Genomic DNA, 25,320 nt, shown 5'->3' with positions numbered 1-25,320 from the left:
CATGACTGTCACACAAAATGAAACCGCCGAGTCGGCCGCGCCGGCTACCACCGTTGAGCATGTCTTGACGCTCGATTGCCCGGAAACGCGGGGGATTGTGCACGCCGTTTCCGGATTCCTCCTGGAACACGGCTGCGACATCATCGACAACAAGCAATTCGACTCCCAACTGGATCACCATTTCTTCATGCGGATCCACTTCGCATCGGATGGGGATCAGTCGACCATCGACTCGCTGCGGGAATCCTTCGCGCCCGTTGCCGAAAAGTTCGGCATGCGCTGGCAGCTCCAGCGCCACGGTGCCAAGCGGAGGGTCCTGATCATGGTCTCCAAGTTCGAGCACTGCCTCAACGACCTCCTGTTCCGGGCCCGCATCGGGGAACTGCCCATCGACATTGTGGGGGTCGTCTCCAACCACCCTGACCACAGGCGGACGGTCGAATGGCACGGCATTCCGTTCTTCCACGTGCCCGTCACGCCGGACACCAAGGCGGCGGCCGAAGGACAGCTCCTCGATCTCATCGATCGCCTGGACGTCGAGCTCGTGGTCCTGGCCCGCTACATGCAGGTCCTCAGCGACGATCTTGCCCGCAAGCTCGATGGCCGGGCAATCAACATCCACCACTCGTTCCTCCCCAGCTTCAAAGGTGCCAAGCCGTACCACCAGGCCTACGCGCGGGGCGTCAAGACCGTGGGTGCCACTGCGCACTACGTCAACGGCGAGTTGGACGAGGGGCCGATCATCGCCCAGCAAGTGGTGGAAGTGGACCACACCTTCGGTCCGGACGACCTGGTGGCAGCCGGGCGCGATACCGAGTGCAAAGCACTCAGCAACGCTGTCCGCTGGCACTGCGAAGGGCGCGTGATCCTGCAAGGCAGCAGGACCGTGGTGCTGAAGTAAGGCGTGGCGGCCCGACCCATTGCGGGCCGGGCCGTCCTCGCATATGGTTGCACTTGCCGGTCAGCCGGCAAAACATTGGGGGGCGAGGTACTCGCCATTTTGAAAGGCGCGTACATTCGTGGTCCGTCGACAAGGCGGCATAATAGCCGCTTGCTTTTTTGCCGTCACAGCAGTCGCAGGAGTAGCTGTCCCTGCCCATGCCGTTGATCCAGTAATCACCATCGATCCAACGCCTGCGTGGGCGCAGATCTATGCCAATAACCCGCCGGTGCAGATTCCGTCGTCGGCGACGAGCCTTGACGTGAAACTCCCGTCGGACGCTTCCGCTGTGCTCGGCAAGAGCGTGAACAGCACGCTCCAGTACCGGGTTTACAACACTGAGGACAACACGGCAACGCCGCTTCTGTCCGGCACCGCCGTGGCCGATTCCTCAACCCTCCACGTGTCTATCCCGATCCCGCAGGGCTTGGCGGGCCTGACACCGGGATCCATGCAGTACTGTCACGACGCCACGTGGAACTGTGCCAACACCTCCGTCCCGGCCCAGGCCTATTCCGGGTTTGTCGTAGCGGTCCTGGGGACGCCCATCGCGCCGGGAAACGGCGGGATCTTCGTCCAGAGCGGGTTGACGGCCGGAGGGCCGGCCGGCTCATCGACCGTTTCGATGGACCTTGGCCTTCCGCAGGCCCTGCCGCTGACCTTCTTCATCCAGAAGGACTCCACCACCTCGCTGGCTTCCTACACGGACAAGCTGATCTTCCGCAGCGTACCGGGGTATTTCACCTCCGGCCCGGACAAGACCTGGACGAACGCCTTCCCCTACGGTTACTTCTGGAAGTCAGGCTCTCCCGGGACCAGTATTAATGCCCAGGTGAACTACAGCGCCGACGGAAGCAAGGCGATCGCGACGGTGCCTACTGGCTCCATTCCCCAAGTGTGTTCCACGCACCCGGAATATTTCGTCATGGGTGTCGCAGATGGCGCGATCGACGCGGCGCGATATGCCCTCGCCAAGGTCGCTCTCGGATCCCCGCAGTGTACTCAGCGTTTCTCCGACGTCCCCACGAACAGCGCGTTCTACCGCGAGATCCAGTGGCTCGCGAACCAGGGCATCACCACAGGCTATCCGGACGGAAGCTACGGGGCGACTCTCGCCGTGCACCGGGACGCCATGGCCGCCTTCCTCTATCGCCAGGCCGGCTCGCCCTCCTGGACGCCGCCCGCAAACTCACCATTCGTGGACATGGCGCCCAATTCCGCGTTCTACAAGGAAGTCACGTGGCTGGCGTACTACGGCATCACCACGGGCTGGGTGGACCCCAACAACGGGCACCGAAGCTTCCGCCCGGGTGACAACATCAACCGGGATGCCATGGCAGCCTTCCTCTACCGCTTCAGCGGATCACCCAGTTGGACCGCCCCGGGAGCGTCACCGTTCAACGACATCACCCCGAACTCGCCTTTCTACAACGAGATCACCTGGCTCGCCGCGGCCAAGGTCAGCACGGGTTACGGCGACGGGACGTTCCGGCCCTTGAGTGCGGTCAACCGTGACGCCATGGGCGCGTTCCTTTACCGCTGGCAGACAGCGTGGTACCTGGGCACCCAGTAGAAGTAAGCGGACTAGAGCCGGGCCAGGCGGGTTGCCAAGTGAAGCGCGGCCAGCCGGCCCGTTCCCCGCGGGTCGCCGCCGCACAGCTCAAAAATCCGCTGGAGCCGGTGGTGCATCGACTGCCTTTCCAGGTGCAGTTCCCGCGCCGCTTGGGCCGTGTTGCATCCCATATCCAGCCATACGGCCAGGGTCCGCATCAGTTCCGAGCGCCGCTGCTCGTCATGCTCGACTACGGCGCCGAGCTGCCGCCGCACAAATCCCTCGCGGGTTGCCGCGTCGAGGCTTCCTTCCGCTAAACGCTCGACCGCGAAGTCCTCGGCGTCCGCCACGCCCGGGCCGGTTCCCGACCCTGGGAGGAGCTCAAGCGTCCGGCGCGCCTCTGCCAGCGACCAAGGCGCCTCGCCGATTCCCTGCGCCAGCGGACCCACGGCCATGACCGATCCGTCGGGGACCTCCAAAGCCTGAAGCGCTTGGATGAGCGCGATGCGCGAAGCCACTGCCGTGGGGTGGGGGAGCGCGGCCAAGGCGATCAATTCGGCGTTGTCCGCATAACTCGCGCTTTGCGGAACCTCGTCATGCAGGATGCCGTCGAGTTGCGTCCGGAGCTGTCCCGCCGCCGGGGAACGCACCACGACGGCGGCTACCGGACCGCTGGCCGGGAACCCTGAGGCTGGTCCCAATTGCTGGAGTCGCCATGACTGGGTTCCCGAACTGACGGCCCGCATGAGCTCGATGCCGGCAAGTTCCTTCAGGCCAGGTGGCATGCGTTGCAGCAACGCCAAGCCGAGGATATCGACGCACCGCTCGCCGGCCACCCGCGCAAGGTTGGCGTCGCCGTCGTCGGGCACTTCCAACTCCAGGCGGGCCGCCAGAACGCCGCGAACGGGCACATCGACTGTTGTGGCGGTGCTGGGACCGGGCTGGGCAGCGGCCGTTGCGCTTCCCAAAGTGATGCCCGACGGCGAGACGAGCCTTGCGCCGGCACCCGTCCGGCTGGCCAGAACGGCGAGGAGCTGATCCAGTCCGCCTCCGTGCGCGAGCTCCGCCGCCATGGCATGGCTCGTTTCGTCGCCGAACTGCAATTGCGCCACCGATTCGCTGACCAGCAGCGAGTTAATCGCCTGCATGATGCCGACGAAGGGGGCCACTTTGCACAACTCGATGATGGGCAGCCCTGCCGCTTGGCCGGCGTCGAGCATGGACTCCGGTATCGCGGGCAGCTCGGGGCCCGTTTCGATGGCCAAAGCTGTGATGCCGCGGGCAACGAGTTGGCGGACGTAATCAACGCGCCGCTCGTCCGAAGCGGTGGCGAGAGCCTGACCGCCGCTTAGAAGCAGCTCGCCGCCCCGCAGCAGCGGCGCGATGTCCAGCACTTCGCTCGAGTGGACCCAGCGGAGCTGCCGTGAGAGGGCCTCGGGCACATCGGTCCGCAGGACTGGTTCAGCGGCCTTCAGGCTTTCGTGTTCGAAAACGTCGGAAAGAAGCAGAGGCATGACACTCCGTAACTAATTTCTAGGATCTATCATACACATCGTATCTTGTTGCTGTGATCTGGGGCACATACATTGAAGGAGTCCCTTTCCTACACGGAGGATCCCCCAAATGCACGAGAACTTATCCACTGCGACGCCTGGGGCTGCAACGGCGCAGACCGACGTCGAACAGAACCTGCAGTCCATTCCCGAATCGGCGCGTACCCGCAGCGTAGCGGGCCAATTCTGGATCTGGGCAGGCGCAAACCTTGCCCCCATCAACTGGGTCCTCGGTGCCCTCGGCGTCCAGCTTGGACTGGGCTTTGCCGATACCGTCACCGTCCTGGTAGTGGGAAACCTCATCGGCATGGCACTCTTTGGACTGTTTGTCCTCCTGGGGCAACGGACCGGTGCCACCGGCATGGTCCTTGCCCGGGCCGTCTTCGGCCGCCGCGGCAACTATCTCCCGAGCGCCATCCAGGCACTCCTCGGAATCGGTTGGTGCGCAGTCAACACCTGGATCATCCTGGACCTGGTGATGGCACTCCTCGGCAAGCTCGGCATGGTCGATCCGGAGCAGCCCAACGTAGGCCCCAAGATCCTCGTGGCCTTCCTGATCATGTCCACCCAGGTCACCATCGCCTGGTTCGGCTACAAGGCCATCGCGGCTTTCGAGAAGTGGACCGTCCCGCCCACCATCGTGGTGCTGATCGCCATGTCCGCCGTGGCCTGGTTCGGCATGAACATCGATTGGGGCTACGCGGGCCCTCCCGGTGCTGTCCTTGAAGGCGGCGCACGAATCGCTGCCATGACCACCGTGATGACAGTCATCGGCATCGGCTGGGGGATCACCTGGTTCACCTACGCGGCGGACTATTCACGCTTCGTCAGCAAGTCCGTCCCCAGGCATAAGGTTTACCTCGCCTCGGTTTTCGGCCAGTTCCTCCCCGTGGTGTGGCTCGGCATCCTCGGCGCCAGCCTTGCAACGAAGAGCGGCACGGCCGACCCCGGCCACCTCATCGTCGACAACTTCGGCGTCCTTGCGGTCCCGGTGCTCTTCCTGGTCCTGCACGGTCCCATCGCGACGAACATCCTGAACATCTACACCTTCTCGGTGGCTGCCCAGGCTTTGGACATCAAGGCCAAGCGCCGTTCCTTGAACCTCTTCGTCGGGATCCTGGCGCTGGTCGGCGTCGTGTTCTTCATCCTGCAGTCGGACTTCGCCTCGACCCTGAGCACTTGGCTCGGCGGCCTCGTGGCGTGGGTCGCCGCGTGGGGCGGCATTATGCTGGTGCATTACTTCTGGGTGGACAAGCGTAGCCCCGCGGCAGTGGACCGGCTCTTCGACCGCGTGGGCACCCGCCGGCTACCGGCGTTCAACTGGGCCGGGATCACCGCGCTCCTGGTGGGCATCTTTGCCACGTGGCTGTTCATGTACGGCGTCCTGCCGATCATGCAAGGCCCCCTCGCCACGGCCATGGGCGGGATCGACTTGTCCTGGCTGGCAGGCGGACTTGTTGCCGCGGCAGTTTACGGCGCACTCGGCCCGCGGGTTCATGCCCGATACCTTCCGCTGGCTTCCGCAGCCGCAGTGCCTTCCGCCGTCGCAGTGCCTTCCGCCGATGCAGTGCCTTCCGCCGACGGGCGGGCGCAGCCCCTTGCGGGAGACGCCGCCGCCAATCTGGTCAACGACTGAGAGGAACCCCGATGACCACCAACGCTTTTCCTGACGAGGCACACTCGGTCACGTGGCCGGAAAATTTCAAGGCCGCGGCATCCTTCACGTTCGACGTCGACGCCGAATCCTGCACCATCGCGCACGATCCCACCAGTACCCGGCGCATGTCACTCATGAGCCACCAGTCCTACGGCCCGAGGGTCGCTGTTCCGCGGCTCCTGAAGATCCTCGAGCGCCAAGAGATCCAGGGGACCTTCTTTATCCCGGGTTTCACAGCGGAAAGCTACCCGGACGTGGTGCGGCGGATCGTCGACGGCGGACATGAAGTGGCCCACCACGGTTACCTGCACGAACCCATGCAGGGAATCGACGCCGCCACCGAGGCCAGCTACCTGGACCGCGGGCTCGAAGCCCTCGCGAAGGTAGCCGGGGCCAGGCCGGTCGGCTACAGGGCACCGTGGTGGGAGCTGAACTGGCATTCGCCGGCGCTGCTCGCGGACCGTGGTTTCCTCTACGATTCAAGCCTGCTCGACGGCGATGCCCCCTACCGCATGGCGGTTGCCCCAGACGATTCACTGGAGATCGATTCACGGGACATCGATTCAAGGGACAGCGATTCACGGGACATCGTGGAGATCCCCGTGGATTGGGCGCTGGACGATTGGGAGCAATACGCGTTCTACCCGGGAGTAACAGGAAGTGGCGTCATCGAGAGTCCTTCCAAGGTCTTGGAGATGTGGACATTGGAAGCCGAGGCGCATCACGCCCAAGGCAGTTGCTTCGTCTTGACCAACCACCCGTTCATCTCCGGCCGTCCATCCAAGGCCGTCGCCTTGGAACAGCTGATCGAACGCGTCAAAGCCATGGACGGAATGTGGGTGACCACCTTGGAACGGATCGCCGAACACACCAAGGCCACCGTCAACGAAATCCACAGCCACGCCCGGATCGACGTCCCGTCCTACCCGGGCGCAGGAGCCAGTTTCAAGCCCGCCCGTCTGCTGGAAACCACTGCAAGGTAGGGACATGTCCAGCGCTCCGCGCCGATTCCCCTTGAGCATGCCCCGCCTTGGCCAGGAGGAGTGGACATAACACTCATAGCCCGTTGAGCATGCTCAGCCTTGGCCAGGAGCAGTGGACATAGCACTCATATGTCCACTGCTGGGGCTGAAGGGTGGGCATGTCCCGTGGGGGTGGGAAGGGTCAAGGGTGGGCATGTCCCGCGGGGGTGGGCAGGCTGAAGGGTGGGCATGTCCAGTGGTGGGTGGGCGGGGTCAAGCGTGGGCCACGGGGAGGGGAGGGCCTGAACTGGGCTACAGGTCGCTCCGGCACGGGGCGGTGTGGAGTTTGAAGAGTCCGTTCAGGTCTCCGGCCGCCAAACCATCGGGGGCACCGATCTCCGGGTACATGAGCTGGATTGGATCTTCCACGTGGTCAAGGCCCACCACGTGGCCAAGTTCGTGTTGAATCACCGCGGAGACGTAATGGGCGCCGCCGGAGACGCCCAGCAGCTCCGTGATTTGCGGGGCGTCCAGGTCCAGGCTTCCCGAGACATAGCTCTTAGCTCCGGTGCCGAAGCTGTACATGGTGCTGCCGCCGGTGCCGATGACGGTTCCGCTCAACGCCGGAGCGGCTTCGGGAGTGGTCCAGGAAATCAGGAGGGGTGCCCAACGATCGCCGTAGAGCGCGGGCTGGTATGGCTTGCGCTTCTCGGAGGGGTTTTCCGTGGTGGTGCCGTCGTCGACGAATTTGAGGCCTGTGGCGGCGGCGATCTTGGCGATGGCGTCGGCGATGAGCCCTTCGGATCCGGCCGGGGCGAGGGCTGCGTTGACCACATAGTGCAATGGCCGGCACGGAGAATAGCCCACCGGCGTCCCGTCGGCGTTGGTGGCCAGGAACTTATAGGAGTTGCTGGCTACGGCAGGCTTGGCGGGGGAGCCGAGCGGGTGTCCGGCTTCTTCCAGGCCAGGCGGCGGGGTATCCGGCGCACGGGCCGCCTTTCGTTGACCTTGACCGGAAGCCGCGTCCTGCCCGGGGCTGCTTGCCGTGGCGTGGGCGGAAGGAGCCAGGTTCGGAAGCAAACCGGTGATGCCGGGGTCGCCCCGGAGGAATCCACTGACAAATACGGCTACGGCAGCGACAGCCGCCACCACCATCAGGTTTCGGAACAGGGCAAGAACGGTACCGACGCGCTTGGGCGGCGGGCCGCCGTCGTACCCGTAGTTTGAATGCAAGTCTTCCCCCAAGTCCCTCACCGGCGCCCCGTTGCGCCGGCGCTACTAACCGATGACAGCGCCGAAGACGAGTCCGAGTCCATACGTGGCCGCAGCCGCACCGAGACCGATCGCGAGTTGCCGGAGGCCGCGGGTCAGCGGCGAGGTTCCGGACAGCAAGCCGACGACGGCGCCCGTCGACAGAAGCGCGATGCCCACCAGCGTACCGGCCACGGCAAGCGCCGCGAAGCCCGTCATGCCGAAGATGAACGGCAGGATGGGCACGATGGCGCCCGAAGCGAAGAAGCAGAAGCTCGAGATCGCGGCGCCCCAGGCGGAGCCCACGGCCTCGTGCTCGTTGACGGTTTCTTCCACTTCGGGGTGGAGCGAAAGGCTGGGATCGCAATCGCAGGCGTAGAGGCCTATGCGCTCCGCGGCCCGGTGTTCGGCGGCTTCGCGGGACATACCCCGGGCCAGATACACGAGGACGAGCTCATTGTGCTCGATGTCCAGGGCCGGTGCCGCGGTCAGCGTTGCCTGGGTGGGGCGCGTGGCCTTGAGGAGCTCGAGCTGGGAGCGGACCGAGACATACTCGCCGGCACCCATGGAGAGCGCGCCCGCGAGCAGGCCGGCGATGCCGCTGAACAGGACCACGGTGGCGGGAACGCCGGTGGCGGCCATGCCCATCACGAGGGAAAGGTTGCTGACTAGGCCATCGTTGGCGCCGAATACAGCTGCGCGGAAGGTCCCGGACAACCTGTTGCGGCCGCGCGTCGCCAGGCCGCGGACCACTTCTTCGTGGATCTGTTCGTCGGCCGCCATGGCGCGGGTCGCTGCCGGATCCTTCGCGTAAGGCGAGCGGCCTTCAGCCCGTTGGGCGAGGGCGAGGACGAACACTGATCCGAAGTTCCGGGCCAGGAAGCCGAGCATTCGGCTTCGGACAGAGGCCGCCTTCGGCATACCGGCATGTTCGCCGAGGAGTCTGAGCCAATGTGCCTCATGGCGACCCTCGGCCTCGGCCAGGGCCAAAAGGATTTCGCGTTCCTCGCCGTCGCGGCGCTGCGCCAGTTGGCGGTACACGGCGGCCTCGGCCCGCTCGTCCGCCAAATACTGACGCCAGCGCTTGATGTCCGACGACGGGGGAGTCTTGGTGGCTGCTGCGTCCGGCGATGGACTCCTTGAGTCCGAAGGATTGTCTGAATGCGAGGGTTTTGCGTGCGGTTGCACCGGGACTCCTGGGTTGCTGGGGCGGGCTTCATCGCCTCATTGCAGCTCCACCTTATCGCCAATTTCCGCGGTTTTTCGGCCGGTAATCCTCACTGGACGTTTTAGGCGCGCCTCAAAAACGGGAGGCTCCAGGGAAGCCTTGACCGCAACAGGGGGCAGTGCTGGGATGGATGGACAGGGTCCGCGAATTGGCGGGGTAGCGTGATGACCGGCTGCCTCCTATGCCTGTGCGATGGGCTCAGCGGCACGTCGAACGGAGGTTGCACCATGGACAGCACCGAGACCCACACCCGCCATCCCGAACGTTCCACGGTCGAGGCTGATCCCGCCTATGACTACAGCGAGGATCTGGCGGTGGACGAGGACTGGGAAGACCAGACCGAGGTTCTTGACGATGACGAACGGGTGGTTCCGCTCGATGCCGACGAACACCGTGAGGCCGAAGAGATCGAATAGCCCGCCTCGCTGAACCGAGGTGCTAAGCCCTCGCAGCTAGAACGCGCTCAGGATGAAGTGCCTCTGCACGCCTGCCCGGTGCCCGGTTGCGGCCACCGTCAGGGTGAGTTTGCGTGTCGCGGGGAACCAGCGGGCGGGCTGGACGGCTTTTGAGAGCGCTTCGGTGATGAGCCGAGGCTCATGATGCCAATAGCGTTCGAGGTTTCCGTCCACCACGAACGTGATGGAGCCTTGGGACAGGTCGACGCCGGGAATCACCCGGACGAACTCGTCCACCGGGCGGGCGCGGGGCAGCGATAGGGTGCCGGCCCCGGTGGTGCGGCCGGTTGTGGCGTTGGCGCCGTTTTCGAAAGGCATGGCCTTCTCCTGGGGAGTTGCTCTTGCCCGTTCGGTTGTCTCTGGTCCGAGCCGGGCCGCTTCTTCATCCGAACCACCCGTGAACATGGGGTTGGCGTGTGGCAAGTCGGAGCTTGGCGCCACATCTCTTGAAGCTGTTCCTACTGTACATGCAGGTGAGGCGCCGCACCCTCGAGGAGAAGGTGCGGCGCCGCCGTCGTACTTTACTTGGTGAAGCCTAGTGGCTGGCCACCGGGTGGACTTCCAAGGGGAGTTCCTCGGTGACCGCTCCGGCAACGCGACGGTCCCAGGCTGCCCGGACCCCGGGCTCCGTGGGCGGCGTCAAGAGGGAAACCACGATGTAGATGACCAGCGAAGCGCCGAGGCCCCAGTAGATGGGATCGTTGGCGTAGACGCCGTCTTCGCTGGGAATGATGCCGGTGGCGTAGGCGATCAGCAGGGCCAAAGTCAGGACCGAGCCCACTGCCATGGACCACGCTGCGGCGATGCCCGTGCCACGCTTCCAGACCAGGCCGCCCAGGATGGCAACCAGGAGGCCGCCCACCAGGATGTCGTAGGCGATGGTCAGGGCCACCACGACGTCTTGCGCCGCCATCGAGATCAGCACGGCCACGATGCCCAGGCCAAGGACCCAGTAGCGGTTGGCCTTGACGTCGTGCTCGGGGTTCTCAGTGTCGTTGGTGTTGATCGTTTTGCCGAACCAGCTCGCCACGAACGGCACCACGTCGGCGCGGGCAACGGTGGCTGCGGCGATGAGGGCCCCGGAAGCGGTGGACATCATGGCCGCGACTGCTGCGGCCATGACGAGGCCGCCGATCCCGATCGGCAGGATGTGGGTGGCAACCTCGGCGTAGACAACGTCCTTGCCGAGGGCCTTGACGTCGATGTTGGGCAGGGCCACACGGGCGGCGAGGCCGATCAAAGCGCCGGCCACGCCGTACAGGACGCAGTAGATGCCGGCAGTGGCGCCGCCCCAACGGGCCACCTTGGGGGTCTTGGCGGTGAAGACGCGCTGCCAGATGTCCTGGCCGATCAGCAGGCCCAAGGTGTAGACCACGAAGTACGTGATGATGGTCTGCGCTCCGATGCCGTCCAGCTGGAAGAAGCTGGCGTCAACACGGGCACGGATGCCGTCGAGGCCGCCGGCGGCGTTGAGGACGAACGGGAGCATGAGGAAGAAGATGCCTACCGTCTTGATGATGAACTGCACCTGGTCGGCGAGGGTGATGGACCACATGCCGCCGATGGTGGAGTAGACCAGGACGATGGCGCCGCCGACGGCGATGGCGAGCCAGCGCTCCCAGCCGAAAAGGACAACGAAGATGGTGGCGTAGGCGCCCGTGGACGTGGCACACAGCATGAGGGTGTAGGCGAGCATGACGATGCCGGAGGTCTGCGTGGCGCGCTGGCCGTAACGCAGGCTCAGCATCTGGGAGACGGTGTAGATCTTCAGCCTTTGGATGGTGCCGGCGAAAAGCAGGCTCAGGAGGAGGACGCCCGAACCGATCGCGACCACGAGCCACATGCCGGAGATGCCGAACTTGTAGCCGAGGCCGACGCCGCCAACCGTCGATGCGCCGCCGAGGACGACGGCGGCCATGGTGCCGGTGTAGAGCATCGGACCGAGGCGGCGCCCGGCCACCAGGAAGTCGCTGTTGTTCTTGGTGCGCGACTTGCCCCACCAGCCGAAGGCCAGCATGGCGAGCAAATACACCACCACGATCGCAATATTGATGAACGAAGAGTCCACGGTTGGCTCCTGAAGGTGACGCGCAGAGTTCTTGGGGATTCCGACGCCGGTCCGCTGGGGTTCGTTGCGGATCGCGGAAGGTCTCTGCGCTGGTGATTGGGGAGAGTAGTCTGTGATGTGTGCCTCACAAACAACTCTTGTTGCCTATGAGGATACGTAGTGATGCGAGTAACAGTCAAGGCGCGGCCTTGCACACTGGACTCATCGGCGCTCCTTCGACTAGCGAAAGGTCCTGCCACGCGGACGATCCGGCTACTATTGCTGCAATGACAGGGCCGCATGGCGGCCTGAAAGGTTCGTGAATGAAGGCTCTCCCCGTTGAACCGAGCAACGTCCCCGTTGCCATCGGTTCCAGAATCCGTGCCGCCCGCCAGTCGCAGCGGCTCACCATCGAGCAGGTTGCCGACGCCACCGGCCTGACCAAAGGGTTCCTGAGCCGCGTGGAGCGCGACCTGACATCGCCGTCGGTCGCTTCCCTTGTGACGCTTTGCCAAGTTCTTTCGGTGTCCATCGGGGACCTTTTTGCCGCGCCGGAGACGCATCTGACCCGGCGTGACGATGGCCCGCGGATTTCGCTCGGCGGCCAGGGAATCGTTGAGAGGCTCCTGACCGCCCGATCGGAGCGGCGGCTGCAGATCCTGCAAGCCTCCATCGAGCCCCGCGGCAGGGGGGAAGCCGAGCTTTACGCCGTCGATTGCGACGTCGACGTCCTGCACGTCGTCAAGGGCCGCATCAAATTGATCCTCACCAACGAGGAGTATGAGCTCGAAGAGGGAGATACGCTGTCCTTCCCGGGACGCGAACCCCACACTTGGGTCAACCCGACGGACGAGCCCGTTGAGGTTCTCTGGATCCTGGTGCCGGCAGCCAGCCGCTGACGCTGGCACTCCGCACACCCGGCGTACAAACGTCGACAAACGTCGACAAACGTTGACATGCGACGTAACACGCCCGAAACATGACTGACTTCTTGATTTAACCCTGGGGCCTGCGGTGTTACGTCCATGAAATGAACCGTGCCGAATGCTGAAACAGGGCGACTGTACCTTCGAGTCAAGGCAACTCGTCAAGGTCGGTATCCCGTGGGATACCAGGACCTGTTCGTTTTAAAAATGGTCTCGCCGTGCGGGCGCCATGGAGCGCCGTAAATGCAGGAAGGCTCCCGAAATGAACCCAGTAATCTTCAGCGTAGGGCTCGATGTGAACCCGCAGACCCTCGATCCCGGCGCAACGGCCTGGATGCTTGCAGCTTCCGCCCTCGTCCTTCTTATGACGCCAGGTTTGGCGTTCTTCTACGGCGGCCTTGTCAGGATGAAGTCCGTCCTCAACATCATGATGATGAGCTTTGGCGCCATTGGCGTAGTTGCGGTGGTCTGGGCCCTGTGGGGCTACGGACTCGCGTTCGGCCCGGATACCCTCGGCGGCTTCATCGGAGATCCCTTCGCCAACTTCGGACTCAGCGGGTTAGCCAGCGTCATCGGTGGTAAAGCCCCGGGGTTGCCGGACATGGTCTTCATAGGATTCCAAGCCACTTTCGCCATCATCACGGTCGCACTGATCAGCGGCGCAGTGGCCGAACGTGTCAGGTTTGGCCCATGGCTGCTGTTTGCCGGCCTCTGGGTCACCATCGTCTACGCGCCCATTGCCCACTGGGTCTGGGGTGGCGGCCTCTTCGGATCCACCGGGATCATCGGCAGCAAGATCTCAGCCCTCGACTTTGCCGGTGGCACCGTCGTCCACATGAACGCGGGCATGGCCGGGCTGATGCTCGCCGTAGTGCTCGGCAAACGGCTCGGATTCATGAAAGACCCCAACATCCGGCCGCACAACCTCCCCTTCGTAATGCTCGGGGCGGGCCTGTTGTGGTTCGGATGGTTCGGCTTCAACGCTGGTTCGGAACTGGCCGCTGATGGAATCGCGGCACTCGCCTGGACAAACACCCTCCTGGCCACAAGCGCAGCGCTCCTCGGCTGGCTGCTTGTCGAAAGGCTCCGCGACGGCCACGCGACGTCCCTCGGTGCCGCATCCGGTGCCGTCGCGGGCTTGGTGGCAGTCACCCCGGCGTGTGGATTCGTGGATCCCATTGGCGCGATCGTCATCGGCGTCATCGCGGGTGCCGTCTGCGCACTGGCCATCGGGCTGAAGTTCAAGATCGGCTTGGACGACTCTTTGGACGTTGTTGCCGTCCACTTTGTCGGCGGCCTCTGGGGAACCCTGTCCCTCGGATTCTTCGCGGTACCCTCGGCAAAGACTGAAGGCGGCCTTTTCTACGGCGGCGGCCTGAGCCAATTCTGGCCCCAAATATTGACGGCCCTGGTGGTCACCGTGTGGACGGCGATCATGACCACGCTCATCGGGCTGGCCATTCACAAGACAGTGGGCATGCGCGTCAAGGAGCACGAAGAACTGGCGGGCATCGACATCACTGAGCACGCGGAAACCGCCTACGAGCTGGCCATGGTTGGCGGGTCCTTCAACCCTGGAGAACCACAGAGCGGCAAAACGCCGTCGAGCTCCAACGGCGAACCGGAAGCCAGCTCCAGCGGGAAAACAGATCGGATGCGTAGCAAGGCGTCGACGTGAAACTGGTGACGGCCATCGTGAGGCCGGAGCGGATCGACGAGGTCCGGGACGCCCTGGAACGCTTTGGAGTCAACGGGATGACCGTGAGCCAAGCGAACGGATATGGCCAACAAAGGGGCTACGTAGAGGTGTACCGGGGCGCGGAATACGCCTCCGATCTCCTTCCCAAAATCCGGGTGGAAGTCTTGGCCACGGACGAGCTGGTGGACGGAATAGTGGACGCCATCATCTCCGGAGCCAGTACCGGCCAATTCGGAGACGGCAAGATCTGGACCGTTGAAGTTTCCCAGGCGGTGCGGGTCCGGACCGGGGAACGTGGCGCCTCCGCGATCAGTTAGAAGAGATCCGCCAGAACAGACTGTGTTGGTGCCGCTTCACCGTGTTGGTGCCGCTCCGCTGGAGCGGCACCAACACTGCCATGTTCAGCCCACGTGCACCCACGGCCTGCGCGTGATGTCCGGTTCGGCTTCACGGAGCACTTCGCGGGTTACCGGGGCGATCTCGCCCTCGCCGAAGAAGAGGAACTTGCTCAGGTTGGCGATGGGGTTGCCTTCGGTCCAGCGGAAATAGATGTGCGGCATGAGCCCCGTGACGTCCCGGATGTGGAGGAGCACCGCGGCGAGCGTGTTGGGCACGTTGTTGCTGTGGATCTCGAGGATCTTGAAGCCGTGCCGGACCTTGCCTTCCACAAGGAGTTCCTGCTCGAAGTCGGAGCTGTCATCCACGATGATCTCGATGAAGATCGCGTCGCTGTCTACCGGCAAGTGGTTGGCTTGCTGGGCATGCTGGAGCTTCAACTGGTACCGGTCGGCACTGAGCCGCTTGGGCTCGTGCGCGATGATCCGGATGGGGCCCTCCTCGTTGGAGGCCGTGAACTCGAGGGCCATCTGGTCCATTTTGATGTGCGTAGCCCGCAGTTCGAAGGACCGGCGCACGCGCGATGCGAAGCTCACCAGGACAATGCCGAGGATGAACAGCGCTGCGATCCTGATGCCGTCCGGGCGTTCCACCACGTTGGCCACGGTGGTGTAGGCGAAGACGACCGCGACCGCACCGAAGGCGATGGTCTTCACCTTCTGCTTCTTCCGGCGCGCGGACAGGGTGACGGCGATGGAGGCCGAGGTCATGAGGACCAGGACGCCGGTGGCGTAGGCGCCGCCTTGGGCTTCAACGTTCGCCTCGAAAACCAACGTGATGATGAAGCCGACGGCGGTAAAGACCAGGACCAACGGGCGGACGGCTTTGGTCCACGCCGGCGCCATGCCGAAGCGCGGCAAGTAGCGCGGCACGAGGTTCAGCAAGCCCGCCATGGCGGAGGCGCCGGCAAACCACAGGATGGCGATGGTGCTGAGGTCATAGACCGTGCCGAAGCCGTCGCCCAGGAATTGGTGCGCGAGGAATGCGAGCGCTCGTCCGTCTGCTTTCCCTCCCGGCTGGAATTCAGCGGCCGGAATGAGGAAGGTCGTGATGAAGCTCGAGGCCACCAGGAAGGCACTCATGATGAGTGCCGCCGTCGTGAGCAGTTTGTGGGTGCCGCGGATGCGGCCCGCGGGATTTTCGTCCGTGTCGCTGGGGCTGCCCTTGATCTGCGGCATGACCGCGACGCCGGTCTCGAATCCGGAGAGGCCCAGGGCAAGTTTCGGGAAGACCAGGAGGGCGATGCCCACCATGATCAACGGGTCTCCGTGCTGCTGGTTCAGTGCGGCCCACCAGTCGGTCACGACATGTGCCTCGGTCACCACGTGCGCCAGCCCAACGGCGACGACGACGGCGTTCAGCACCAGGTAGACGCCCACCAGCACGACCGCGACGTTGATAGCTTCCTTGAATCCCCTCAGGAACACCACGCCAAGCCCGGCGATGAGCGCCAGGGTGATGGTGATTTCCTGCCCGTGGAGCCATTCCGGGGCGAAGGGGTTTTCGATAGCGTGGGCGCTCGCGTCGGCGGCGGAGAGGGTCATGGTGATCATGAAGTCCGTGGCGGCGAATCCCAGCAACGCGAGCACGAAGAGTTTGCCGCCCCAGCGGGGGAGGAGCCGCTCGAGCATCGCGATGGAGCCTTCGCCGCGAGCGCTCTCGGCGGCGACCCGGCGGTAGACCGGCAGGGCACCGAGCAAGGTGACGGCGACCAGGACGATCGTGGCCAGCGGTGAGACGATACCGGCCGCGAGCGCCGCAATGGCGGGCTGGTAGCCGAGGGTGGAGAAGTAGTCGACGCCCGTGAGGCACATGACCTTCCACCAGGCCTGGGGCGTGTGGTCCCCGTCCGGTCTGCCGTGCGGCCCTTGGCGCTTTCCCGATGTCTCAGGCATTCCATCAAGCAACCAGCGTTTGAATTGCCCCTGGTTGATTTCGCCCGCGGGTTTGCGCCGGTCGGAGGGCTCGGCCGGCGGCCTGGTCAGCGTTGTCACATGGTCCTTTCGCGCAGCCTGGAAGCTGCTCCTGATGGAGCGTACGGGCGGACAGGGGACGGGATGCCCGTCTTTATGGAATCTTTACGCCCACTGTGAGGGGGGTCACTTCCCCGAGGTCACATTCACGGCATTTGGCATGTGAGCGGCATCACGTAGCATATAGAACGTCCTATGTTGGATGTGAGCACAATACGAAAGGGCTACGCATGAATAACCCGCTACTCAGTGACAGGGGCAGGAGGCGGTCGCGATGGAGTCAGGGAAGACTGGCCGTCTCCATGGCAGCCGCCGCAGTTCTCGTGACGTCAACAGTTTTGCCCGCCTATGCCGCGTTGGATCCGTTCCCGAGTCCCAGCGTTCCCTCCAACCCGCCGGGAAACTATGCCGAGCAGGTCCTGGCGTCCAACGGTGACAACGCCATCGACCCCGTCCTGGGCAAGTACTACAGGATCGTCGCGCTCGCGGATTTGGGCGACGGAGTCCTCCTGGCTTCCTACGATGGCCGTCCGGACGGGGGCGATTCTCCCTCAGCCAACTCCATTGTCCAGCGGCGCAGCACCGACGGTGGAAAGACGTGGGGGAGTCCCACCTTCATCGCGCAGGGACAGTTGGGCTCAGCGGGCGTGCAGAAGTATGGGTTCAGCGACCCTAGCTACGTCGTCGACAAAGTCACCGGAACGGTGTTCAACTTCCACGTCTACTCCAAGAATCAAGGATTTGCGGGCAGCGTGCTCGGCAATGACGATTCCAACGCCAATGTGATCAGTTCGCAAGTATCCGTCTCTACCGACCGCGGACTCACCTGGTCCACGGATCCGGCCAACCAGCCGACCCTGCCCGTTCCGTCCAGCTATCCGGCGGGTTCCGCGTACGCGGCGTTTGCTGGTCCGCTGATCACCAGCACCGTCAAGCCAAACGGCAGCACCATCAACGGCGTCCCCAATGTTGGCGGCGTGGTCAGCATGTTCGCTTCCTCCGGCGAGGGCACCCAGCTCAAATATGGAGCGCACGCCGGAAGGCTCATCCAGCAGTTTGCCGGAACCATTGTCCAGCCCGACGGGAGCCGCCAGATCCAGGCCTACAGCGTCTACTCCGATGACCACGGCAAGACGTGGAACATGGGCACGCCTACCGGAACAGGCATGGATGAGAACAAGACGGTGGAACTCTCCGACGGCCGGGTGATGTTGAACTCAAGGGACAGCACCGGCGCCAATCCGCACTACCGCAAAGTGGCGTACTCCTCCGACGGCGGTGCCACCTACAGCACGCCGGTTGCCGACACGCAGCTTCCGGATCCGCGGAACAACGGCTCCATCACGCGGATGTATCCGGACGCGGCCGCGGGATCGGCGGATGCCAAGAAGCTGCTCTTCTCCAACTCGCCCACCCCAACCGCCGGCGGCGCGCGGGTGGACGGCACCATCCGCTACTCGGCCGACGACGGCAAGACGTGGGGCTCCTCGCGCGTTTTCAAGCCCGGAAGCATGTCCTACTCCACCGTGAGCGCACTGTCGGACGGTACTTTCGGGGTCCTGTACGAAGGCGACAACAACACCATCACCTTCGGGAAATTCGACACGGCCTGGCTTAGCCCGGTTGCCGCCGTCGTTGTCCCCGGCGCCGCCAGCGTCACGAACGGCGGCAGCGCGGAGCTCAGCGTGACCGTCACCAACAACGACAGCTCGCCGCTTCCCGCCTCGACCGTCAGCCTCGACGCCTTGCAGGATTGGACGTCGACGACGGCGCAGCTCGCCTCCCTTGCCCCGGGCGCCACGGCGACTGTGCAGCTGACTGTCACGGCGCCGTCGTACGCCAAGGCAGGTGCGGTACCCCTGACCGCCAGGTTGAGCGTCGGGGCGTCATCGATTACCGCACCGGTGTCTGTGACGGTCACGGGCGGGTTCGCCGGCAACGTGGTGGGCGCCTATATTTTCGGCGCCCGCAATGACTCCGGCAGGGACCTGGCAACCCACCCGTACGCCGCAGGCAGCACGGTGCCCTACAAATTCCGGGTGTACAGCACGGGCAACATCACGGAATCCGTTGTCCCGCAGTCCGGCAACTTCCAGCCGTTCCTGCCGCCGGGCTCGGGCAACTGCCGGTTCAGCACCCTTGGCGTGTGGGGCAACTACCTCTGCGGCACGCCGCAGCACACGGTGACGGCGGACGAAGCGGCGCAGGGATTCTTTGTTCCCAGCACCGTCTGGCAGGTAACGGGAAGTGGGGCTGCCACGCAGAACTACACCGTCACGGGGGACGAGGTGGACCTGCTGGTCCGCAATCCCCAGGTGAACGGCTTGGTGGTGTCGGCCTTCAATGACGTTGACGGGGATGGCTTTGCCGGACCGGGCGATACGGTGACCTTCGCCTACACGGTGACCAACACCGGCAATGTGGCGTTGACGGACCTTACGGCTGCGGCCATTGGATTGTCCAAGCCAACCCTCGCCGTGGGCGAGTCGGTCAACCTCACCTCCACTTACACGCTGAGCGACGGCGACATCGCGGCCAAGGAGCTCCCGACGACGACCATCCCGGTCACCGCGAACAACGGCGCGAAGATTGCGTCCCTTCAGTTGGCCAGGCAGGCGGTTGCGCTGAAGGTCAAGCCTGCAAAGCCAAGCTGGGACCCGTCCTTGGCTTCCCAGGAGCTGATCGGGACGAACCCACCGCTGGACTTGGGGCTCGGGACGGATAAGTACCGCACCGGACAGGCCGTGACGGTCCACAACGTGGAGTACGGCCAGTGGTACTACGTCTACCTGAACAAGCGCAACTATCGTTTGGGCTGGTTCTTCCGGAGCCGGCAAAACACGCTTTCCTTCGTGCTGCCCAACGACGTGAAAAACGGCATGGACAGCCTCGTTGTGCTGGATGCGCAGGGCCATCAAGTGTCATTCGGAGACTTCCAGGTGACGCCCTCCGGGAGCAAATAGGCCGGGAGGGGGCATGAGGTGACAGGCTGGGCCGGGCGCTGTGGCGCCCGGCCCGGTCTTGTTGTGGCGGTCTTGCGCGCCTTTTGCTGGCGTAAACAAGTGATGCATATAAGGCAACTTTGAGTGTATGATTGGTGTCACAGTCACTGTCCGATCCACCTATTCACAAAGGAGTGGCGCATTTTGGAAGAACTTCGTATTGAGGCCAACGGCAACCTTGGCCCTATTGATTCGGCCCGAATCCCGCGCTATGCCGGTGCTGCCACCTATGCTCGCCTGCCCCGCCTGGACCAGGTGTCCAAAGCCGATGTCACGGTGGTCGGTGTCCCCTTCGACTCCGGAGTTTCCTACCGCCCCGGCGCCCGTTTCGGTGCCAACCACGTGCGTGAAGCCAGCCGCTTGCTGCGCCCGTACAACCCGGCCTGGGACGTCAGCCCCTTTGAGAACATCCAGGTTGCCGATGCCGGCGACATGGCCGTGAACCCGTTCAACATCAACGAAGCGATCGAGACCATCCAGCAGAACGCGCTGGACCTCACCGCCAACGGAAGCAAGCTGGTTACCCTCGGTGGCGACCACACCATCGCGCTCCCGCTGCTCCGCGCCGCCGCCGAACGCGCTGGCGAGCCTGTTGCCATGCTGCACTTCGATGCCCACCTGGACACCTGGGACACCTACTTCGGCGCCGAATACACGCACGGCACCCCGTTCCGCCGCGCCGTCGAAGAGGGCATCCTGGATACCGAGGCCATCAGCCACGTCGGTACCCGCGGGCCGCTTTACGGCAAGAAGGACCTCGACGACGACCACCGCTTCGGCTTCGGCATCGTCACCTCGGCGGACGTCTACTACCAGGGCGTCCTGGAAACCGTGGCCAAGATCCGGGACCGCATCGGCAACCGCCCGCTGTACATTTCCGTGGACATCGACGTCCTGGATCCGGCCCACGCTCCGGGTACCGGCACACCGGAAGCCGGCGGCATCACCAGCCGCGAGCTCCTCGAAATCATCCGCGGTTTCCGTGGCATGAACCTCGTGGGCGCAGACATCGTCGAGGTCGCCCCGGCCTATGACCACGCTGAAATCACAGGTGTCGCCGGCAGCCACGTTGCCTACGAACTCGTCACCCTCATGGCGGACAACGCCGTCGAAGGCAACCGCCACGGCGCCCCGAACGGCTACGCAGCCCAGGCCCTCGGCCAGGAATCCCGGCGTCCGGCCGGTTTCGCCTCCAACTCGGTCGGAGCGCAGCGATGATCGATTTCGATCCCGGAACAGCAGCCCCCACAAAGGGGACCAATGTCCGCAACGGCGGGGACCTCGTCGTCGAGACCCTTGAGGCGCTCGGCGCGAAGACGGTCTTCGGGATCCCGGGCCAGCATGCCCTGGGCCTGTTCGACGCCATGGGCCGCGGCAATCTGCACTTCGTGTCCTCCCGCGTGGAGAACAACTCGGCTTTCGCCGCAGACGGCTATTCCCGCGCCACGGGCGAGGTCGGGGTGCTGTTCCTGTCCACCGGTCCGGGCGCGTTGACGTCCCTGGCTGGCCTCCAGGAAGCGTATGCCACCGGCGTGCCGATGGTGGTCGTGGCGAGCCAGATCCCCTTGGAGGGATTGGGAGCGCGCCGGAAGGGCATGCTGCACCAGCTCGATGACCAGAAGGCTTCGGCCGCGAACGTCACCAAGAGCCAGCGCCTCATCCAGCACGCGTCCGGGATTCCATCGGCCATCCAGGATGCCTGGACCGAGGCAATTTCCTCACCCCAGGGCCCGGTCTGGATCGAAATTCCGCAGAACGTGCTCCTGGATCCAATCATGGTCCCGCCGGTGGAGGACGCCCTCGCCGAGGCAGCCGACAACCCGCCGCGCGTGGAGCTGATCCGCGAAGCCGTCAAATGGCTCTCGACGGCGGAACGTCCGGCGATCATCGCCGGCGGCGGCACGCGCCGCGGCCGGGCCGAGAAATCGCTCCTGTCGATTGCCGAGAAACTCCGCGCCCCGGTGATCTGCACTCCCGGCGGCAACGGGGCGTTCCCGTGGACCCACGAGCTGTCCCTGCAGTCCTGGATCGAAGACCGCCACATGACCGATGTCCTCGAGGACGCCGACGTGCTGATCGTCATCGGCTCCTCCCTGGGCGAGGTGACGTCCAACTACTTCACCTTCGAGCCGCGCGGGCGCATCATCCAGATCGACGCCGAACCCCGGGTCCTTGAGTCCAACCGGCCCGGCCTGGGCATCCGCGCCGACGCCGGACAGGCCCTTGCCGCCCTCGATTCCGCCTTGGATGAGGCACTGTCTGCAGTGCGCAACCCCGGCGGAGCCGGTCCGGACTGGCACGGCACCACCCCCGAGGACCTCGTCAAGGAGTCCCTGGCCAAGGTCAGGGCGCGCCTTGAAGCGCAGGACCTCGGCAAGGAACTGAAGTTCATGGCCGACATCCGCGAAGCGGTCCCGGCGGACATGCAGACCTTCTGGGACATGACGATCTCCGCGTACTGGGCATGGAGCTGCTGGGACGCCCGCGAGGGCCAGTTCCACTCGGCCCAGGGTGCCGGCGGCCTCGGCTACGGCTTCCCGGCGGCCATCGGCGGTGCCGTGGGGCTGGAAACGGTCGGCAAACCCGGCCGCGTGCTCGCAGTCTCGGGAGATGGCTCCGCCATGTACTCGATCTCCGAGCTCGCCACCGCCAAGCAGCACAACGTCCCGGTCACGTGGCTGATCGTGGACGACGGCGGCTACGGCATCCTGCGCGAATACATGGTGGGCGCCTTCGGCAAGGCCACGGCCACGGAGCTTGCCCGCCCGGATTTCGTCAAGCTCGCCGAGGCCTTCGGTGTCCCGGCCCGCAGGGTGGCCCCGGGCGACGTCGGGGACGCGCTCCGGGAAGGCTTCGCCGCGGACGGCCCCAACGTCGTCGTGGTTGAAACCCTCCTGAAGATGTTCGGCCCCACGCACTTGGGCGACTGACACCCCAGACGCTTCACCCCCCAGCGCGAGCTGGCAGATAGTGACCCTTTTTTCGAAAGATAAGGGCATTAGCTGCCAGCTCGCGCTTGGGGTTTAACGCATCTCACACTTCGTTAGTTTCCCAAAGCAATCATTTAGGCGTATAGTTGCTTTAGGCAAACAAAAGTGAGGTGTCTTCCATGGCTGTCGCATCCAGCACAGCAACCGAGCTCGTCCATCAGATTTTCGATCTGCAGCGGGTGCTGCGTTGCATCGTAACCGCGAACATCGCGAAGGATGCCGACGTCGGCTTCGCCCTGCAGGGCGTCATGCGCTTCATCGGCGAGGGGGAGTCCCGGGCTACGAAGCTCGCTTCGCGCCTCGGGGTCAGCCCGCCAGTCCTTAGCAGGCACATCGCCGAACTGGAGGAACTCGGTTTGGTGGTCCGGCGCCCCGATCCCGCGGACGGGCGGGCCCAACTGGTGGCCTTGTCTGAAACCGGGATTGAAAAGGTCCGCGAATTCGAAGAACAGCGCAGCTCGAACTTGCGGGCCTACCTCGCGGAATGGAGCGAGGAAGACGCCCTGGAGGCAGGGCAGGTCCTGGAGAAATTGACCACATCACTCAACCACTCAGTCCGGGCAACGGCGGCCGGCTCCCACCACTCGAACCACACAGCTTAGGAGCAGCAGCAATGGCAACCCGAATACAAGAACGTTCGACGGCGGTGCCGGCGTCATCCGCGCCCATGACGCACCGCCAAATCATGGAAGCCTTGACGGGCCTCCTCGCGGCATTCTTCACCGCTATCCTGAGCAGCACCATCGTGGCCAACGCCCTGCCGACCATCATGTCCGACCTCCACGGCACGCAGACGGACTTCGCGTGGGTCATCACGGCCGCGCTGCTGGCCAACGCCGCCACCACGCCCATTTGGGGCAAGCTCGCCGACCTCTTCGACAAGAAGCTCCTGGTCCAGCTGAGCATCGTTGTCTTCGTAGCCGGCTCGGTCATGGCCGGCTTCTCCCAGAGCATTCCCTTCCTGCTGACCGCCCGCGTCATCCAGGGCATCGCCTTGGGCGGCCTCACCGCCTTGGCCCAGGCCATCATCGGCACCATGATTCCGCCGCGGGACCGTGGCAAGTACTCGGGCTACATGGGCGCCGTCATGGCGGTCGGTACCGCAGGTGGCCCGCTCCTCGGCGGGTTCATCGTTGACAGCCCGCTCGGCTGGCGCTGGACGTTCTTCGTCTGCGTGCCGCTCGCCGTCGTCGCGCTCATCCTGCTCCAGGTGACCCTCAAGATCCAGCACATCAAGCGCCCGGCCAAGATCGACTGGCTCGGCTCCATCCTGCTGACCTCGGGCGTGAGCCTGCTCCTGATCTGGGTTTCCTTCGCCGGCAACCCGGACTACTACGACTGGATCTCCTGGCAGTCCGCCCTCATGGTGGGCGGCGGCGTGCTTCTCTTGGCCCTGCTGGTACTGGTCGAATCCAAGGTGGCCCAGCCCATCATCCCGCTGAAGATCATCTCCCAGCGCACCACCGCCTTGGCGATCCTGGCCTCCGTGGCCGTGGGTATCGCGATGTTCAGCTCCTCGACGTTCCTTGGCCAGTACTTCCAGGTTGCCCGCGGCGCCACGCCCACCGAGGCAGGCCTCCTGACGCTGCCCATGATCGCCGGCAACCTTTTGGGTTCGGTGGCTTCCGGCCAGCTCATCAGCCGCTTCGGCAAGTGGAAGCGCTACCTCCTGGCGGGTACTGTGCTGCTGGCCGGCGGCCTTGCCTTCACCGGCACCATTGACCACACCACGGAACTGTGGATCACCTGCTTCTACACCGCCATCTTCGGCCTGGGCCTTGGTCTGTTGATGCAGAACCTGGTGCTCGCGGTCCAGAACACGGTCCGCGCCCAGGACATCGGCACGGCCAGCGCGTCCGTCGCATTTTTCCGCTCCGTCGGCGGTGCGATCGGTGTTTCGGTGCTTGGCGCCATCATGGCAACGCACGTCAAGGACCTAGCCACCCAGGGCCTCGCCGCGGCGCACATCCCGGTCAGCGGCGGCTCCAGCAATGCGAGCATGGACCTGACGGACCTGCCCGCCCCGATCCGCGACATCATGCGTGCCGCCTACGGCGATGCGACAGCCCAGATCTTCATGATCTCCGCTGTCATTGCCCTCGTCGCGTTCATCGCCGTGCTGTTCATCAAGGAAGTTCCGCTGCGCAAGACCGTAGACGCAACGCCGGAGAAGGATCTGCTGGCGAACGCTACCGGCGAGGCCGCCATGACACTGGACACCTCCGCGCTTCCGGTTATCGAATCCGCTGAGTTTGCCCAAGCAGCCGACGACGGCGGGACCCCCTTGGGCGCCAGCCGCGCCCGTGCGGCGGCCGAGAAGGAGCACGATGCGCTTGACCTTGAGTTTGCCCGGATCCTGACGCAGGAACGGCCGGACCCTGCCGCTGGCCTGCGCGAAGTCCAGGACCAGCTTGCCCGCACCCAACGGCTGCTGGCCGAGCAACAGCTTCAGCTGAGCAGGGCGCAGCGCGAGCTCCAAGTACGCGTGCATGAACAGCAGGCAACCGCCGTCGAGCAGTCGCGGATCGCTGAGGAGTTGGCCGCGCTGCGCAAGGAACTCAAGCGCGAGCGCCGCCGCCAGGAAAGGGCTGCGCTACTGCTCCTCGCCGGCGATGCCTCGAGGGCAGGGGAAACCGGGCGGCACGCGGGCTAAGGACCCGGCTACGCCGCAAGGATGATCTTCGGCTAT

At 64.6% G+C, this 25,320-nt stretch carries 19 protein-coding genes and 1 riboswitch; of the genes, 13 read left to right on the top strand and 6 right to left on the bottom strand.

Annotation, left to right across the window (positions count from 1 at the left end):
• Window position 1 precedes the first annotated feature (1 nt).
• Together purU and AB0O52_RS17040 are read left to right on the top strand one after the other, a co-directional pair.
• A complete protein-coding gene (gene purU / locus AB0O52_RS17045; protein WP_364539836.1) occupies window positions 2-901 on the top strand; it encodes a formyltetrahydrofolate deformylase in 900 nt (299 codons plus the stop codon).
• 118 nt (window positions 902-1,019) lie between these two features.
• A complete protein-coding gene (locus tag AB0O52_RS17040) occupies window positions 1,020-2,513 on the top strand; it encodes an S-layer homology domain-containing protein (protein WP_364539833.1) in 1,494 nt (497 codons plus the stop codon).
• A gap of 11 nt (window positions 2,514-2,524) precedes the next feature.
• On the opposite strand, the gene AB0O52_RS17035 is transcribed toward AB0O52_RS17040, so the two are convergent.
• Window positions 2,525-4,006: a PucR family transcriptional regulator ligand-binding domain-containing protein gene (locus AB0O52_RS17035; RefSeq protein ID WP_364539830.1), complete on the bottom strand. Its 1,482-nt coding sequence runs from the start codon at window positions 4,004-4,006 to the stop codon at window positions 2,525-2,527.
• Between the two features lie 109 nt (window positions 4,007-4,115).
• Here AB0O52_RS17035 and AB0O52_RS17030 point away from each other — a divergent pair, with 109 nt between their 5' ends.
• Both AB0O52_RS17030 and AB0O52_RS17025 read left to right on the top strand, forming a co-directional pair.
• Window positions 4,116-5,681, top strand: coding sequence for a cytosine permease (locus AB0O52_RS17030; protein WP_364539827.1), 1,566 nt, complete (start codon window positions 4,116-4,118; stop codon window positions 5,679-5,681).
• Window positions 5,682-5,692: 11 nt separating this feature from the next.
• Window positions 5,693-6,685: a polysaccharide deacetylase gene (locus tag AB0O52_RS17025; RefSeq protein ID WP_364539824.1), complete on the top strand. Its 993-nt coding sequence runs from the start codon at window positions 5,693-5,695 to the stop codon at window positions 6,683-6,685.
• 291 nt (window positions 6,686-6,976) lie between these two features.
• On the opposite strand, the gene AB0O52_RS17020 is transcribed toward AB0O52_RS17025, so the two are convergent.
• Window positions 6,977-7,819, bottom strand: coding sequence for a matrixin family metalloprotease (locus AB0O52_RS17020; RefSeq protein ID WP_364539933.1), 843 nt, complete (start codon window positions 7,817-7,819; stop codon window positions 6,977-6,979).
• Window positions 7,820-7,942: 123 nt separating this feature from the next.
• Window positions 7,943-9,103 carry a VIT1/CCC1 transporter family protein gene (locus tag AB0O52_RS17015; RefSeq protein WP_364539821.1) on the bottom strand — a complete coding sequence of 387 codons (1,161 nt, stop codon included), beginning with the start codon at window positions 9,101-9,103 and terminating at the stop codon, window positions 7,943-7,945.
• A gap of 267 nt (window positions 9,104-9,370) precedes the next feature.
• Here AB0O52_RS17015 and AB0O52_RS17010 point away from each other — a divergent pair, with 267 nt between their 5' ends.
• The gene (locus tag AB0O52_RS17010) at window positions 9,371-9,559 is read left to right on the top strand and encodes a hypothetical protein (RefSeq protein ID WP_364539819.1); all 189 of its coding nucleotides are present in this window, start codon (window positions 9,371-9,373) and stop codon (window positions 9,557-9,559) included.
• 36 nt (window positions 9,560-9,595) lie between these two features.
• On the opposite strand, the gene AB0O52_RS17005 is transcribed toward AB0O52_RS17010, so the two are convergent.
• Window positions 9,596-9,916, bottom strand: a complete 321-nt coding sequence (locus AB0O52_RS17005; RefSeq protein ID WP_364539816.1) for a hypothetical protein — start codon at window positions 9,914-9,916, stop codon at window positions 9,596-9,598.
• Between the two features lie 14 nt (window positions 9,917-9,930).
• Window positions 9,931-10,050, bottom strand: a riboswitch (SAM riboswitch).
• Between the two features lie 83 nt (window positions 10,051-10,133).
• Entirely contained in the window at window positions 10,134-11,666 is a 1,533-nt protein-coding gene (locus tag AB0O52_RS17000; protein WP_364539813.1) for a sodium:solute symporter, read from the bottom strand.
• Window positions 11,667-11,968: 302 nt separating this feature from the next.
• Here AB0O52_RS17000 and AB0O52_RS16995 point away from each other — a divergent pair, with 302 nt between their 5' ends.
• From AB0O52_RS16995 to AB0O52_RS16985, 3 genes are all read left to right on the top strand, one after another.
• Window positions 11,969-12,544, top strand: a complete 576-nt coding sequence (locus AB0O52_RS16995; protein ID WP_059388136.1) for a cupin domain-containing protein — start codon at window positions 11,969-11,971, stop codon at window positions 12,542-12,544.
• Window positions 12,545-12,833: 289 nt separating this feature from the next.
• The gene (locus AB0O52_RS16990; protein ID WP_364539810.1) at window positions 12,834-14,249 is read left to right on the top strand and encodes an ammonium transporter; all 1,416 of its coding nucleotides are present in this window, start codon (window positions 12,834-12,836) and stop codon (window positions 14,247-14,249) included.
• The gene (locus AB0O52_RS16985; protein ID WP_364539807.1) at window positions 14,246-14,587 is read left to right on the top strand and encodes a P-II family nitrogen regulator; all 342 of its coding nucleotides are present in this window, start codon (window positions 14,246-14,248) and stop codon (window positions 14,585-14,587) included. The genes AB0O52_RS16990 and AB0O52_RS16985 overlap by 4 nt, the downstream gene beginning before the upstream one ends.
• Before the next feature lie 84 nt (window positions 14,588-14,671).
• Here AB0O52_RS16985 and AB0O52_RS16980 read toward each other — a convergent pair whose 3' ends face one another.
• Complete coding sequence (locus AB0O52_RS16980) at window positions 14,672-16,660, bottom strand: amino acid transporter (RefSeq protein WP_364539804.1); 1,989 nt, start codon at window positions 16,658-16,660, stop codon at window positions 14,672-14,674.
• 281 nt (window positions 16,661-16,941) lie between these two features.
• Between AB0O52_RS16980 and AB0O52_RS16975 the strand changes: the two genes are divergently transcribed.
• The 5 genes from AB0O52_RS16975 (at window position 16,942) to AB0O52_RS16955 (ending at window position 25,284) form a co-directional block, all read left to right on the top strand.
• On the top strand, window positions 16,942-19,602 hold the full coding sequence (locus tag AB0O52_RS16975) for an exo-alpha-sialidase (protein ID WP_364539801.1): 2,661 nt from the start codon (window positions 16,942-16,944) through the stop codon (window positions 19,600-19,602).
• 183 nt (window positions 19,603-19,785) lie between these two features.
• Complete coding sequence (gene speB, locus AB0O52_RS16970; RefSeq protein ID WP_364539799.1) at window positions 19,786-20,859, top strand: agmatinase; 1,074 nt, start codon at window positions 19,786-19,788, stop codon at window positions 20,857-20,859.
• Window positions 20,856-22,571 carry a thiamine pyrophosphate-binding protein gene (locus AB0O52_RS16965; RefSeq protein ID WP_364539796.1) on the top strand — a complete coding sequence of 572 codons (1,716 nt, stop codon included), beginning with the start codon at window positions 20,856-20,858 and terminating at the stop codon, window positions 22,569-22,571. Before speB ends, AB0O52_RS16965 begins: the two co-directional genes overlap by 4 nt.
• Window positions 22,572-22,750: 179 nt before the next feature.
• On the top strand, window positions 22,751-23,233 hold the full coding sequence (locus AB0O52_RS16960; RefSeq protein ID WP_364539793.1) for a MarR family transcriptional regulator: 483 nt from the start codon (window positions 22,751-22,753) through the stop codon (window positions 23,231-23,233).
• Between the two features lie 11 nt (window positions 23,234-23,244).
• Window positions 23,245-25,284 carry an MDR family MFS transporter gene (locus tag AB0O52_RS16955; RefSeq protein WP_364539790.1) on the top strand — a complete coding sequence of 680 codons (2,040 nt, stop codon included), beginning with the start codon at window positions 23,245-23,247 and terminating at the stop codon, window positions 25,282-25,284.
• The last annotated feature ends 36 nt before the right edge of the window (window positions 25,285-25,320 follow it).

The sequence above is a fragment of the Arthrobacter sp. NPDC080073 genome (genome assembly GCF_040686575.1).
Classification (GTDB): domain Bacteria; phylum Actinomycetota; class Actinomycetes; order Actinomycetales; family Micrococcaceae; genus Arthrobacter.
Note: the sequence above shows the minus strand (reverse complement) of the source record. Positions and strands in the feature narration are given on the sequence as shown.

Bases quoted from the DNA above. Each gene is read 5' to 3' on its own strand.
- AB0O52_RS17025 (WP_364539824.1), top strand. From the start codon at position 5,693: ATGACCACCAACGCTTTTCCTGACGAGGCACACTCGGTCACGTGGCCG.
- AB0O52_RS16975 (WP_364539801.1), top strand. From the start codon at position 16,942: ATGGCAGCCGCCGCAGTTCTCGTGACGTCAACAGTTTTGCCCGCCTAT.
- AB0O52_RS16960 (WP_364539793.1), top strand. From the start codon at position 22,751: ATGGCTGTCGCATCCAGCACAGCAACCGAGCTCGTCCATCAGATTTTC.
- purU (WP_364539836.1), top strand. From the start codon at position 2: ATGACTGTCACACAAAATGAAACCGCCGAGTCGGCCGCGCCGGCTACC.
- AB0O52_RS17005 (WP_364539816.1), bottom strand. From the start codon at position 9,916: ATGCCTTTCGAAAACGGCGCCAACGCCACAACCGGCCGCACCACCGGG.
- AB0O52_RS16955 (WP_364539790.1), top strand. From the start codon at position 23,245: ATGGCAACCCGAATACAAGAACGTTCGACGGCGGTGCCGGCGTCATCC.
- AB0O52_RS17035 (WP_364539830.1), bottom strand. From the start codon at position 4,006: ATGCCTCTGCTTCTTTCCGACGTTTTCGAACACGAAAGCCTGAAGGCC.
- AB0O52_RS17030 (WP_364539827.1), top strand. From the start codon at position 4,116: ATGCACGAGAACTTATCCACTGCGACGCCTGGGGCTGCAACGGCGCAG.
- AB0O52_RS16990 (WP_364539810.1), top strand. From the start codon at position 12,834: ATGAACCCAGTAATCTTCAGCGTAGGGCTCGATGTGAACCCGCAGACC.
- AB0O52_RS16965 (WP_364539796.1), top strand. From the start codon at position 20,856: ATGATCGATTTCGATCCCGGAACAGCAGCCCCCACAAAGGGGACCAAT.
- AB0O52_RS16995 (WP_059388136.1), top strand. From the start codon at position 11,969: ATGAAGGCTCTCCCCGTTGAACCGAGCAACGTCCCCGTTGCCATCGGT.
- AB0O52_RS17020 (WP_364539933.1), bottom strand. From the start codon at position 7,819: ATGGTGGTGGCGGCTGTCGCTGCCGTAGCCGTATTTGTCAGTGGATTC.
- AB0O52_RS17010 (WP_364539819.1), top strand. From the start codon at position 9,371: ATGGACAGCACCGAGACCCACACCCGCCATCCCGAACGTTCCACGGTC.